Origin of the sequence: Mesorhizobium sp. 113-1-2 (genome assembly GCF_016756475.1) — a bacterium.
Lineage (GTDB): Bacteria > Pseudomonadota > Alphaproteobacteria > Rhizobiales > Rhizobiaceae > Mesorhizobium > Mesorhizobium loti_C.
Genome location: NZ_AP023242.1, coordinates 2,636,471 through 2,649,221 on the forward strand (window position 1 = coordinate 2,636,471; position 12,751 = coordinate 2,649,221).

The 12,751-nt window shown below is 62.5% G+C and carries 15 protein-coding genes; 9 read left to right on the forward strand and 6 right to left on the reverse strand.

What is annotated here, in order from left to right; translation table 11 throughout:
* Window positions 1–14: 14 nt before the first annotated feature.
* The 3 genes from JN279_RS12555 to JN279_RS12565 form a co-directional block, all read right to left on the reverse strand.
* Entirely contained in the window at window positions 15–1,103 is a 1,089-nt protein-coding gene (locus tag JN279_RS12555; RefSeq protein ID WP_202352902.1) for a hypothetical protein, read from the reverse strand.
* 309 nt (window positions 1,104–1,412) lie between these two features.
* Complete coding sequence (locus JN279_RS12560) at window positions 1,413–1,802, reverse strand: c-type cytochrome (RefSeq protein WP_096449404.1); 390 nt, start codon at window positions 1,800–1,802, stop codon at window positions 1,413–1,415.
* Between the two features lie 120 nt (window positions 1,803–1,922).
* Window positions 1,923–2,780, reverse strand: a complete 858-nt coding sequence (locus JN279_RS12565; RefSeq protein ID WP_202352903.1) for a LysR substrate-binding domain-containing protein — start codon at window positions 2,778–2,780, stop codon at window positions 1,923–1,925.
* 99 nt (window positions 2,781–2,879) lie between these two features.
* On the opposite strand from JN279_RS12565, the gene JN279_RS12570 reads away from it, so the two are divergent.
* The gene (locus JN279_RS12570) at window positions 2,880–3,776 is read left to right on the forward strand and encodes a DMT family transporter (protein ID WP_202352904.1); all 897 of its coding nucleotides are present in this window, start codon (window positions 2,880–2,882) and stop codon (window positions 3,774–3,776) included.
* Window positions 3,777–3,789: 13 nt separating this feature from the next.
* Here JN279_RS12570 and JN279_RS12575 read toward each other — a convergent pair whose 3' ends face one another.
* Window positions 3,790–4,401 carry a thymidine kinase gene (locus tag JN279_RS12575; RefSeq protein ID WP_202352905.1) on the reverse strand — a complete coding sequence of 204 codons (612 nt, stop codon included), beginning with the start codon at window positions 4,399–4,401 and terminating at the stop codon, window positions 3,790–3,792.
* A gap of 256 nt (window positions 4,402–4,657) precedes the next feature.
* On the opposite strand from JN279_RS12575, the gene JN279_RS12580 reads away from it, so the two are divergent.
* From JN279_RS12580 to JN279_RS12595, 4 genes are all read left to right on the forward strand, one after another.
* Window positions 4,658–5,593, forward strand: a complete 936-nt coding sequence (locus JN279_RS12580; RefSeq protein WP_202352906.1) for a choline ABC transporter substrate-binding protein — start codon at window positions 4,658–4,660, stop codon at window positions 5,591–5,593.
* Between the two features lie 132 nt (window positions 5,594–5,725).
* The gene (gene choW, locus JN279_RS12585) at window positions 5,726–6,580 is read left to right on the forward strand and encodes a choline ABC transporter permease subunit (RefSeq protein WP_183462502.1); all 855 of its coding nucleotides are present in this window, start codon (window positions 5,726–5,728) and stop codon (window positions 6,578–6,580) included.
* On the forward strand, window positions 6,577–7,758 hold the full coding sequence (choV, locus tag JN279_RS12590; protein ID WP_202352907.1) for a choline ABC transporter ATP-binding protein: 1,182 nt from the start codon (window positions 6,577–6,579) through the stop codon (window positions 7,756–7,758). The genes choW and choV overlap by 4 nt, the downstream gene beginning before the upstream one ends.
* A gap of 117 nt (window positions 7,759–7,875) precedes the next feature.
* The gene (locus JN279_RS12595; RefSeq protein ID WP_202352908.1) at window positions 7,876–8,421 is read left to right on the forward strand and encodes a hypothetical protein; all 546 of its coding nucleotides are present in this window, start codon (window positions 7,876–7,878) and stop codon (window positions 8,419–8,421) included.
* Between the two features lie 150 nt (window positions 8,422–8,571).
* Here JN279_RS12595 and JN279_RS12600 read toward each other — a convergent pair whose 3' ends face one another.
* A complete protein-coding gene (locus JN279_RS12600) occupies window positions 8,572–9,978 on the reverse strand; it encodes an ATP-binding protein (protein WP_202352909.1) in 1,407 nt (468 codons plus the stop codon).
* Window positions 9,975–10,691 (reverse strand): response regulator, encoded by a 717-nt coding sequence (locus tag JN279_RS12605; RefSeq protein ID WP_096457777.1) that lies wholly within the window; start codon window positions 10,689–10,691, stop codon window positions 9,975–9,977. Before JN279_RS12605 ends, JN279_RS12600 begins: the two co-directional genes overlap by 4 nt.
* Before the next feature lie 344 nt (window positions 10,692–11,035).
* On the opposite strand from JN279_RS12605, the gene JN279_RS12610 reads away from it, so the two are divergent.
* The 4 genes from JN279_RS12610 (at window position 11,036) to clpS (ending at window position 12,583) form a co-directional block, all read left to right on the forward strand.
* Window positions 11,036–11,335, forward strand: a complete 300-nt coding sequence (locus JN279_RS12610) for a hypothetical protein (protein ID WP_013893442.1) — start codon at window positions 11,036–11,038, stop codon at window positions 11,333–11,335.
* Window positions 11,336–11,373: 38 nt separating this feature from the next.
* Window positions 11,374–11,667, forward strand: a complete 294-nt coding sequence (locus tag JN279_RS12615) for a hypothetical protein (RefSeq protein WP_096457774.1) — start codon at window positions 11,374–11,376, stop codon at window positions 11,665–11,667.
* A gap of 161 nt (window positions 11,668–11,828) precedes the next feature.
* Entirely contained in the window at window positions 11,829–12,140 is a 312-nt protein-coding gene (locus JN279_RS12620) for a hypothetical protein (RefSeq protein WP_096449392.1), read from the forward strand.
* Between the two features lie 137 nt (window positions 12,141–12,277).
* Complete coding sequence (clpS, locus tag JN279_RS12625) at window positions 12,278–12,583, forward strand: ATP-dependent Clp protease adapter ClpS (RefSeq protein ID WP_095202027.1); 306 nt, start codon at window positions 12,278–12,280, stop codon at window positions 12,581–12,583.
* Window positions 12,584–12,751: the final 168 nt, after the last annotated feature.

A 12,751-nucleotide genomic window follows, 5' to 3' on the forward strand; every position in this document is an offset into this window, starting at 1 on the left:
GGTGCGCGCGGCAATTATGACTGCACGTAGTTGGCCGAATTGTGCTTCTTCAGCACCTCGTCGAAGCGCCGCGCAAAGGCATCGTCCGCCAGCTTCTTGCGGCGCTGGATGTCGGCGCTGGCGACCATGTTCTTCTCGTGCATTTCAAGCAGGTCGCCAATGTGCTTTTGCGAAGCCGCTCCGATGCCGGCCATGGTTTCTTCCGCCGTGTTGTCGACCTGGCTGCCCAGCGTGTTGATCTTGTGGGCGACGTCCTGCTGGGCGGCGGTCTTCAAGGAATCTTCCAGCGCCTTGTAGAGCACGATGCGCTGCTCGGTATCGATGGTCAGCTTGTTGATCAGTGTCGACTGCGCGGCGATCTGGTTGTTGAGCGAATCGACGAAGGTCTGGAACATCGAGGTGTAACGCTCGAGCGTCTGGCTTTCGGCCAGCAGTTCCTGCTCCTTGGCCTGCTTCTCGTTGTATTCGGTGGCGAGCTTGGAGCGCTCGCCCTCGAGCTGCGTGCGGTCCTTCTGGCTGGTGGAGGCGGCGATCTTGTTTTCGATGTCGAGCAGCATCGGGTTGAGCTCCTCGATCCGCTTCTGCACGGCTTCGAGGTTGGTCATGGTGACCTTGCGGCGCTCGATCACCTGCGACAGGCTGGCCTCGGAGGTTTTGTAGCGCTGGTCGAGGACCTCCTTCTGCGCCTTGAGGATGCCGACGATGGTGTCGGACTTGGCCAGCAGTTCCTGCAGATTGCCGGCCAGCGACATGTTGCGGACGCGGTCGGTGCGCAAGCGTTGCTTGCGCTGCGCCGAGAAGACGCCAACGAAGTTTTCCCAGCCAGTGTAGTTCTTCATGCTCTCGAACTCGGCGCCGAAGACGTTGGTGGCGTCCTCAAGGCCGATGATCAGGTCGGCAATGTTGCCTTCCATCACCTTCTGCTGCTTCAGCACATCCTCGATGCGGGCGTTCTCGATGTCGAAATTGGCGTCGCCGATCTTCTTGTCAGCGGTGGCAAGCGTGTCGAGCACGGTGCCGGACTGCTCGATCTTGGTGCGCATGTCCTGGACGACCTGCTTGGTCTTGGCAATTTCGGCATCGAAATTCTGCAATGTCGCCATTGGGGCCTCCCGCTTCGGCTTCCGGTCGCTGGTTGCGAACAGCGGCGAATATATGTGGGGCATCCGGGGATTGAAAGACGTGAAGACAAGGGCGGCGTGAAAACAAAAGAATCCGCCAAGGCCTTGAAAGACAATGAAGGTGGGGTCATAGCGTGATTAGCCGGTGAGCCGGAACTAGTTCAACTACCATTGAACTTTCACGCCGGCAAAGCAACCGGTCTTCGCCGACGCGGAGATGCTGAATTCGGCAAGGGATTGAACCGGTTGCAGGCAAACATATCGATGCGGCCGTGCCGCACCGGCGCTCGCTCAGGGCTTCGGATCGGCCTTCAGATAGGCGATGACATTGGCGATGTCATCATCATTGGTCAGGCCGCCAAACGCCATTTTGTTGCCAGGAACCTTGAGCTTGGGGGCCCGGAGATATTCAGCAAGATTTGCCTCGTCCCAGACAAGACCGGCGGCGCCCGCGCCCTTCATTGCCTCGGAATAATGGCCAAGGAAGCTTTCCGCGGTGCCGGCGGTGCGTCCGACCACACCCTTGAGATGCGGGCCGACCTTGTCGCGGTCGCTGGCCGCCTCATGGCAGGCGATGCAGCGGTTGAAAACGTGCTTGCCTTGCACGGGGTCGCCGCCGGCATGGGCGGCAATCGAGGTGGCAATGAGAAGAAGGCTGGCTGAGGAAACGGCTCGAAGCATGGCTGACCCCGGAGAGCTCTGGCTGACGGCCTTATAGGACCGAGGCCTTAACAAACGCTGCATCGTGGCGGATTGGCAAGGGCGGACCTTCGCCCAATTGCCTGTGGCCGGACGATGATCTCAGGTCTGCTGCGCGAGGTCGCGGCGCAGGAAATCATACAGCCGATCGACCGCCGGCGTCGTCGACAGCGGGTTGCGCAGGATGCCGACTTCGAGATCCGGCAGTGCGGGAAGCCCTTCATTGGCACCGATAATGCGCAGCGACTGGGGCACGCTGCGCTGGGCGAGGCCAGCGACGGCGAGCCCTGCCTGCACGACCGCGATCAGACCAAGCAGGGAGGCGCTGGAATAGGTGCAACGGTAGGATCGGTCGGCTTCGCCGAGCGCCTGCAGGACGCTCATCCTGGCGGCGCAGCCGGGCTCGAACAGCGCGACGGGTAAGGGATCGGCCTGCCAGGCGACATGGTTTGGCGAGGCGACCCAGACGAAACGCTCCAGCCGGATGACGTCGAGCGGCTGGTCCGGCAAGCGGGTGACGATCGCCAGGTCGAGCTTCCCCTCGGCCAGGGTTTTCACCAGCGCGGTCGATTGTTCGCAGATCAGTTCCACCGTCACCAGCGGGTGGTCCTCGGCAAAGCGTGAGAGTACGGGTGGCAGCAAGAAGGCGGCATAGTCGTCCGGCACGCCAAGGCGCACGCTGCCGGTCTCCTTCGGCCGCGTGACGCTCGCCCAGGCCTCGTCCGACAGCTTCAGCAACCGGCGCGCATAGATGAGAAAGTCCTCGCCGATGGCGTTGGGCGTGACGGTTCGGGGGCCGCGCACCAGAAGCTGGTTGCCCACCATCTCTTCCAGCCGCTGCATCTGCATTGAGACCGCCGACTGGCTGCGGCCGACCCGGGGTGCCGCATTGGACAGGCTGCCGCTCTCGACGACGGCAACGAAGGTTTTCAGGAGGGTGAGGTCAAGCGGAGTAGCCATAATGCTATCAGCATATCGAATAGCTATGTCCAAATCTATTCGCTTGTTTGAAAGCTATCCTGCTGGCCTGATGGGTTTCGCCCGTTTGAGGAGCCTTCGATGAAGGACCTGCCAACCTCCCGTTTTCCGGCCGCGAGCCTGGCCTTTGCAATGACGATCGCCGGCACGGTTGGCGCCTTCGTCACGGAAGCGGGGCTTCATCCCGTGACGATCGTGTTCTGGCGCTGCGTGTTTGGCGCCATGTTCCTCGGCGCCTGGTGCCTGCTGCGCGGCTATTTGCCGGACAGGACGCTGTCGCCGTCCCGCCTCGCGCTGGCGGCACTTGGCGGTGCCTGCATGGTGCTGAGCTGGACCGCCTTCTTCGCCGGCTTCGCCATGACGTCGATCGCCACGACGACGATCGTCTATCACGTGCAGCCGTTCTTCGTGGTGATCATCGGCGTGGTCTTTCTCAAGGAGCGCATCGCGCTCGACCAGATCCTGTGGATGCTTGGCGCGTTCCTTGGCGTCGTGCTGGCCAGCGGGCTGGTGGTCTCGCATACGCAAGCCAGCGCGGCTTGGGCGCTGGGCATCGCGCTGACGCTGGTCGCCGCACTGCTCTATGCGGTCGCGACGATCCTCGCCAAGGGGCTGGGCCAGCAGCGCGCGGAGGTCACAGTGCTCTGCCAGACGATCGTCGGGATCGTCATGCTCGCGCCCTTCGCCGGGATCGGCGAGCCTATTCCCGCGCATTCATGGGGCTGGCTGGTCAGCATCGGCGTGCTGCACACCGGCATTGCCTATGTGCTGATGAACTCGGCCTTTCCGCGCCTGACGACGCCGGTGATCGGCATCATCACCTTCATCTATCCGGTCGTTGCCATCATCATTGACTGGGCGATCTATGGGCATCCGCTCGGGCCGGCGCAGGCCGCCGGCATGGCGCTGATCGCCTTGGCGACGCTCGGTGTCCGACTGGGCTGGCGGTTTCCGCCGCGGCGTGTCTCGGCGGCCTGAGGCGGATCGCGGGTCAGGACTTCATGAAGCCGATGAAATCGTCGGGCGCGGCGCGGCCCATTTCTTCTTCCCAGTGGCGGCGGCAGAGCGAGACGTAGACATCCTTGCCGATCGCCACCTGTTCGCCCTGGCGGGCCACCTTGCCGTCGGCGCCGAGGCGCACGACCATCGTCGCCTTGCGGCCGCAGCGGCAAATGGTGCGCACCTCGCGCAGATCGTCGGCGATCGCCAACAGCGCGCGCGAGCCGGAAAACAGCTTGCCCTGGAAATCGGTACGCAGGCCGTAGCACATCACCGGAATGTTCAGCCGGTCGGCGATGCGGGCCAATTGCCAGACCTGCTCCTCCTCGAGGAATTGGGCCTCGTCGACGAAGACGCAATGGACCGTCGTATGGTCGTGATGCTCGACGACGCGGGCAAACAAATCGTCGCCGTCGCGGAACATCTCGGCCTCGGTCTCCAGCCCGATGCGCGATGAGATCAGGCCGCTGTCGCCCTTGCGGTAGTGGCCGGCGACAAACAGCATCGTCGTCATGCCGCGTTCGCGATAATTGTACGACGCCTGCAAGAGCATCGTCGTCTTGCCGGCATTCATCGTCGCGTAGTTGAAATAGAGCTTGGCCATGCGATCTTTTAAGCTGACTTGCCTCCGCGCGGGGAGGGGCCGCCAACGCATTCCCCCGAAAAAGCAGCCTTGCCCCTGAAAAAGATGCTTGGCGCGACAAAAGCGTCAACCGTGTCGCTGATTGGCCAGTCCGCGCCGTTGATCGTGATTGCCTTAACGCTTGAATCCACACCAGAATGGTGTTTGGCTGACGAAACAAGGCGGGCAGAGAAACCGTAACTACGCTTCGCCAAAGAATCACAATGGGAGACTAACTATGTCGCGTATGAATTCCTTCGCCGCCGGCCTCGGCCTGGCGGCTTTGTTGTCGACGAGCGCCGCCTTCGCCGGCGACGCCGCAAGCTGCAAGACCGTGCGTCTTTCCGATGTCGGCTGGACCGACATCCAGGCGACCACCGGGGTTGCCTCGGTGCTGCTCACCGCGCTCGGCTACGAGCCGAAGGTGATCCAGCTGTCGGTGCCGGTGACCATGGCTTCGCTGAAGAACAAGGACCTCGATGTCTTCCTCGGCAACTGGATGCCGTCGATGACCAACGACATCAAGGATTACACCGCCGATGGCTCGGTCGAGACCATCAGCACGAACCTGACCGGCGCCGGCTATGGCATCGTCGTGCCGACCTATGTCGCGGATGCCGGCGTCAAGTCGTTGACCGACCTTGGCAAGTTCAAGGACAAGTTCAACGGCAAGATCTACGGCATCGAAGCCGGCAATGACGGCAACCGCATCATCCTCGACATGATCAAGAACCCGAAGGACAATCTCGAGGGCTTCGAGCTGGTCGAATCCTCGGAGGCCGGCATGCTGACCCAGGCCGAGCAGTCGATGAAGAACAATGAGTGGATCGCCTTCCTCGGCTGGACGCCGCATCCGGTGATGGGCGCCATGAAGATCACCTATCTCGACGGCATGGGCGACAGCGGCTTCGGCGCCGCCACCGTGTTCACCAATGTGCGCAAGGGCTACACCACCGAGTGCCCGAACGCCGGCAAGTTCATCGCCAATTTGAAGTTCAATCTGGACATGGAAGGCCAGATGATGGACGCGATCCTTAAGGGTGGCGACGCCGCCACGGTGGCGACCGACTGGCTTAAGAAGAACCCGGACGCGGTCAAGCCATGGCTCGCCGGCGTGACCACCTTCGACGGTGGCGATGCCGCGGCAGCGGTCAAGACCGCGCTCGGAAGCTGAGCCGACTGAATTCGGCAAGGCCGAACCAGGAAGGGCAGCCATCTTAGAAAAGGCTGCCCTTTTTCATATCCTGTGACAAGATGACGTTGCGCGAGCCGAGAGCAGGGCGGCTCCTGGACGAAGAGGGGTGAGATGGATCCGATTTCGCAATTCATGGTCGATCACAAGATCCCGATAGGCGCCTGGGGCAAGGCGTTCTTCGGCTTCCTTACCGACAATTTCGATACCATCTTCAGGGCCTTCTCCAATGGCCTCAACTTCATCCTCGACGGGCTGGTCAACGTCCTGCTGCTGGTGCCGCCGGTGCTGCTGGCACTGGTCATCGCGATCATTGCATGGCTGCTGCAGCGCTCGCGGCCGCTCGCCATCGGCGTCTTCCTCGGCCTGATCTTCATCATCAACCAGAACCTGTGGAAGCAGACGGTGCAGACGCTGGTGCTGGTCGTCGCCGCCGCCGCCATGGCCATGGCCATCGGCGTGCCGCTCGGCATCTGGGCGGCGCACAAGCCGAAGGTCTATCGCATCATGCTGCCGGTGCTCGACCTGATGCAGACGCTGCCGACCTTCGTCTACCTGATCCCGGTGCTGACGCTGTTCGGCCTCGGCAACGCGCCCGGCCTCATCGTCACCATCATCTTCGTCATCCCGACCGCGGTCAGGCTCACCCATCTCGGCGTCGTCTCGGTGCCGAAGTCGATCATCGAGGCCGGTGAGGCGTTCGGCGCCACCAAGAGCCAGCTTCTGTGGAAGGTGGAACTGCCTTCGGCGCTACCCACCATCATGGCGGGCCTGACGCAGTCGATCATGCTGTCGCTGTCGATGGTGGTGTTCGCGGCCCTCATCGGCGCCGGTGGGCTGGGTACCGAAATCAACCGCGCGCTCGGCTCTCGCCGCATCGATCTCGGGCTTGAAGCCGGCCTCGCCATCGTGGTGCTGGCCATCGTGCTCGACCGAATGACCCGCATTGGCGTTGGAGGCAAGAAATGACCGTCGCCGTCGATTTCAAGAACGTCGATATCGTCTTCGGCGCCGATCAGGCAGGCTCGCTGGCCATGATCGACAAGGGAGCCACGCGCGCCGAGATCCTCGAGAAAACCGGCAACGTGCTGGGCTGCGCCGGCGCCAGCCTGACCGTGCATGAGGGTGAGATCTCGGTGCTGATGGGCCTGTCGGGCTCTGGCAAGTCGACGCTGCTTCGGGCCGTCAACCGGCTCAACGTGGTGTCGCGCGGCCAGGTACTGGTCAAGGACGGCGGCAAGATTGTCGACGTGGTCACCTGCGACGAGCCGACCTTGCGGCGCCTGCGCCAGAAGCAGGTGGCGATGGTGTTCCAGCAGTTCGGCCTGCTGCCATGGCGCACGGTCGAGGAAAATGTCGGCCTCGGCCTCGAACTCGCCGGCGTGCCGGACGCCGAACGCAAGGAGCGCGTGCACAAGCAGCTCAAACTGGTCAATCTCGACCAGTGGTCGAAGAAATACGCCCATGAGCTGTCGGGCGGCATGCAGCAGCGCGTCGGCCTGGCGCGGGCCTTCGCCACCGAGGCGCCGATCCTGTTGATGGACGAGCCGTTCTCGGCACTCGACCCGTTGATCCGCACCAAACTGCAGGACGAATTGCTGCAGCTGCAGGCCGAGCTGAAGAAGACCATCATCTTCGTCAGCCACGATCTCGAAGAGGCGCTGAAGATCGGCAGCCACATCACCATCATGGAGGGCGGACGCATCGTCCAGACCGGCGCGCCGGAAGACATCGTGCTGCGGCCTGCCAACGACTATGTCCGCGACTTCATCGCCAATGTGAACCCGCTGTCGGTGCTCACCGCCTGGAACGTCATGCGCGACAGCCGCGACCTCGACCACGGCGACAATGGCTGGGTGTGGCTCGACCGGCGCAAGACGACGCGCTTCAAGATCGACGAGCACGGCCTGGTGGCGGCGGCCGAACGCGACGGCAAGCCGGCGGTGTGGGTGTCCTGCGCCGATGTCGAGGCTCAGTCCGAGGAAGCAGCGCAGGTGTTCTGGGCCAATCCCGGAACGTCACTGAAAACCGTGATGCTGGCCATGCACCGTTCGCAGACGGCACCGGTGGCGCTGTTCGACGACCAGTCCCGTTTCGTCGGCGCCATCGGCATCAGGGATGTGCTGAGCGCCGTGCTGCGGCGGTAACCTTCGCCGTCAATTCAGCCATAGAGCGTTTATCGTTTCGAGGAACGCAGGACTATTCAGCAGGAATTGCTGAATAGTCTAAGGCACAGCCGGGGTCGCATTAATTGAGGTTGAGGAATGCGAAACACGACGGTGGCTGCACTCGTATACGAGTTTCTATTCGACGTTTACTGGCAAATCGACGCCGGGCGACCGCATAACGATTGGCTGCCAGACGAACATGGCGTGATGCGCGAAGCCTTCTATCACATGCATATGAGCTGCTGGGAGTGGAGTACGTCTGTGCTGGAGGAGGTCGGCGCCATCAAAACCCTCCAGATGCACCCGAACAGGAGCAGCCCGTATAGCTACCCCTTAATGACCTTGGACGAATGTCGGGTTGCAGACTTTTCAGAGTTCGAGACCTTCGACAATTATTGCTACGCAATGTTCACCTTTCGCCAATTAATCGATCAAACTTCGGCGCGTGAGGACGAGGTCAACCTGGCCGTTCGATCTCCCCAGTTCTTGGAGGCAGTCGCATCCAAGGATGATGTCTTCCCGGTCGAGGACATTGATTGCGTTAAATTTAGAAGAGATCGCTTCGAGGAAAAGGTGATGACGCGTTGGCGCGACCCGATGCAACGTCGCATATTTCAACGCAAGGACGGGGCACAAAAATAAGCAACCAGCCCTCGCCACCGTTCGTTGACCTATTGCTGGTTGATCCAGGCACTTCATGCCTGGCCGCTGCCGAAACGTGGCGGTCTTTTGCAGGATCACCGGCATCGCGAGCCGCAGACCGAACTTGAGATTCGGCCGGCTGTTCCAAGCTTAAGCCGCCAGCGGCAGGCGCAGTTCCGTCAGCAGCCCACCATCCGGGTGATTGGACAGGCGGATCTCGCCGCCGGCAGCGCGCGCTATGTTGCGGGCGATGGTGAGGCCGAGGCCAAGGCCGCCGGTCTGGCGGTTGCGGGACTGTTCGAGGCGCACGAAGGAGCCGAACACGGCATCGATCTGAGCCTGCGGTATGCCTGGTCCTTCGTCGCGGATGGTGAGCGTGATCGTGCCGTCGGAGCGGTGCAGGCTGAGATGCGCCTTCTTGCCGTAGGTGACGGCGTTCTGCACCAGATTGGTGACGCAGCGCCTGAGCGCCACCGGCCGTGCGATGCAGATCAGGCCGCGCGAACGGGTGTCGTCATTGTCGAACGAGACCTCCGGATAGGGGTCGGCGATCGATTCCACGAGCGACCAGAAGTCGATGCGCTCGGTCTTTTCCTCGTTGACCTCGAAGGTGGCGAAGTCGATCACGGAACTGGCGATGCTTTCGACATCGGCGAGATCATGCGCCAGCGCCTCGCGAACCGCCGATTTGCGCAACAATTCTAGGCGCAGACGCATGCGCGTTATCGGTGTGCGCAGATCATGCGCGAGTGCGGCGGCCAGATGTTCGCGGTCCTCGACATATTCGCGCAGCCTCTTCTGCATGGCGTTGATTGCCCTGGCTGCAGCCTGCACCTCGCGGCTGCCCGACTCGGCGATCGGTGGGCTCTTCAAATCCTTGCCGATCCGGTTCACGGCGGTTTCCATCATCCGGTAAGGCGCGGTCAGCCGGCGCAGCGACCAGATCGACATGACCACCACCAGGCCGGCGATCAGCGAATAGAGCGGCAGGCTGTCGAAGCTCAGGATCGGGCCGACCGGCGTGATCGGCTCGGTGAAGTTCAGCCACTGGCCGTCGGCGAAGCGCAAAGAGGCCGTCAGCTTGTCGCTCTGGGCGAAATCGGCGGCCAGCACCAGAAGGTCGCGCTCGACCTGGCCGATATCGGGGCCGGATACGGTGCTGGCGTCGTCGGCCTCGCGCGTCGCCGGGTCGCGCCGCACGCGCGCGTCGGTGACGCCGAACTTCGACAGCCGGCCGACCAGGATGTCTTCGAGTTCAGCCAGTTCGTCGTCGCCGGCGATCGAGGAGGTGACGGCGGGCGTGTCCGAGACGGTCAGCGCATAAGTCGAGTTGAACAGTCCCGCCGCGGTGGCCTTGCGCTCCTCGGGCGTGGCGCTGCTCATCAGCTGCACCAGCGAGAAGGCGCGGTCGTTGAGGCGGTAGAGGTCGACCACGTCATTGGCGACGGCGCGGTCGCGCGCCACGATGTAGAGGGTCGCGACCTGGCTGATCAAAAGCCCGGCAATGACGATCAGCAGCACCCAGGCAGGCAAGGTCTGCGGCAGGAGACGTCTCATTCGGAGGTCGTCTCGGGCAGGAACTGGTAGCCGCCGCTGCGCACCGTCAGGATCAGCTTGGGCGTCTTGGGGTCGTCTTCCATCTTGCGCCGCAGCCGGCTGACCAGGATGTCGATGCTGCGGTCGAAGGAATAGTCGCTGTCGCCGCCGGAGAGTTCGATGAGCTGGTCGCGGGTCAGCACCCGCTGGGCGCTCTTGACGAAGGTCTGCAGCAGGTTGAATTCGGCCATGGTCAGCTCGACCCTGACATCGTCGGGCGCCGTCAGCCGGCGCCGCGAACAGTCCATTGTCCAGCCGGCAAAACGGTAGATCTGCTTGGTGGTGGCGCGTTTCGGCTCGGTGGTGCCGTTGCGCCGCAGCACGGCGCGGATGCGGGCCAGGAGTTCGCGCGGGTCGAAGGGTTTGGGCACATAGTCGTCAGCGCCCATCTCCAGGCCGACCACGCGGTCGGTGGTCTCGGTGACGGCGGTCAGCATGATGATCGGCGTCGTATACTGGGCGCGCAGGTCACGGCACAGTTCCAGCCCGCTCTTGCCGGGCAACATCACGTCGAGCACGATGAGGTCCACCTGCGCACGGCGCAGGATGGCCTCCATCTCGGTGCCGTCGGCGGCTACCGAAGTGTGCAGCCCCCGCTTCTGGAAGAACTCCTGAAGCAGGTCGCGGATGCCCTTGTCGTCGTCGACGATCAGTATGTGTGCGTCGGATTTCACGAGGTGCCCTGTCTCGATTGCCAGCCAAGTCATTCCTGGCAGGTGAGCCACACGATAGAATTCGGGCCATATGTTGGCCAGTGCCTTGGATTTCAAGGGAGAACGAATTCCGCCTTCTCCACATGGAAAGCGATGGCCGTGCTGAAGCTCTTATTTCCACGCGTGTCGTTCTGCCAAAACCGGGACCACTTTCGGCCGACACGCGTCAGCCGGGCCGGCCAGACACAATCCAGAAACAAAATTCTACAATCGGGAAAAACTCCTGAAAAGGTAGGTCGGCATAACGGTGCCGTGGCGGTCAGGTTATCGGCTGCGACGCAAATCTCCGGGTTACGGAAAAACCGATGCCAAGGTTGTCGATCAGTTTGTTGGGTGCGTTGCTGGGCCTTGGCCTGGTCACTGCCGCTGTCGGCCAATCGGACGCAAAGGCGCCGCTCACCCGGAGCGAACGGTGCGCCAATCTCAGCCACCAATTTGATGAAGCCCTCGAAACCCATGCCACGGCAACGCAGGTCACCGCGGCAAAGGCACTTCAGAGAAAGGGCAACCGGTATTGTGCCGCCAAGAAACAGGCACAGGGGATCCGGATGCTCGCCAACGCTTTGAAGCTGCTTGGAGTGACACCGAACGACCCGGTCCAGTGACGCTCGAAATCGACCCGCATAAAAAGGAAAATGAAGCCATGAAAAAGTCCCTCCTGTCGGCCCTCGGCCTCGCCGTTGCTCTCGCCTTCTCGATGCCGGCTCTTGGCAACGCTGCCGCCACCACGACCGCTGCCCCGGCTGCTGCCGCCACGACCACTGCTCCGGCCACCACCGCTCCGGCTGCCACCGCTCCGGCCAAGGCTGCTCCGAAGAAGGTCGTCAAGAAGACCGTCTGCAAGCCGACCAAGAAGCACAAGTGCCCGGTCAAGAAGGCGGCCCCCAAGACTGCCCCGATGGCTGCTCCGAAGGCTGCTCCGAAGAAGAAGCCCTGATCGGCTCTGACGCCAGTTTCTATCAAGGCCGTTCCAGCCGCACTGGCTGGGGCGGCCTTCTGCCAAGTGCATGGTCGATGAGCTGAATGCCGGCGGCTCACAGCCAGCCACCTCGATCGCATTTAACCCGTTTTCAACGCCGGCCATGTAGGACAATCCGCATGAAGAAGCGGCTTTCGTCCATTTTGCGTTCGATGGTGATTGGTGGCCTGGTTGCCACCGGTGTCGCCAGGGTCCTGATTCTGCTTACCGCCAGCCCCGTGCCCGACCCCGCCAGTGGCCGCACCGAGCCCTCGCTGTTCGCGCCGATCATTTCCAGCAACTGGGACTACATCACGCCCGTCCAGGCCTGGCTGCTGATCGTGCTTCTCGCCGTGACGCTGATCTGCGTTGCCGGATGGCCGATCGCGGCATGGCTGGAACGCCGGGCCAATCCCGGCGGCAATCGGCTACGCCCCAATCTGGACCGTTGAACCGCGGTCAGCGATTGCCCACATGATTGTGAAGCGCCGCGCTCGACCCAGCTTGCGCGACAATCAAAATTGGACGATCGGTTTGACGTCTGGCAAAATGCATCGCGCCGCCGTCGATCGTGAAACTGCCGGTTCCGATGCCAGAAATCACCACAAAACCGCGTACCAAGGTCAAGCCACAGACCGAGCGGCCCAAGCTCTACAAGGTCATCCTCATCAATGACGACTTCACGCCGCGCGAATTCGTCGTCACGGTGCTGAAGGGCGAGTTCAAGCTCAGCGAGGACCAGGCGCACCGCATCATGATCACCGCGCACCGGCGCGGCGTCTGCGTGGTCGCGGTGTTCACCAGGGATGTCGCCGAAACCAAGGCGACGCGCGCCACCGATGCCGGCAAGGCCAAGGGCTACCCGCTGCTGTTCACGACCGAGCCGGAAGAGTAGAGGTGGGTGCTTTTCCCTTCTCCCCTTGTGGGAGAAGGTGGCCTCGCGAAGCGAGGTCGGATGAGGGGTGTTCCAGGGAACGCCAGCGTCTCACTCCGCTGGAACACCCCTCAACCGTCTCGGCGCTGCGCGCCGATCCACCTTCTCCCACAAGGGGCCTGTTGCGTA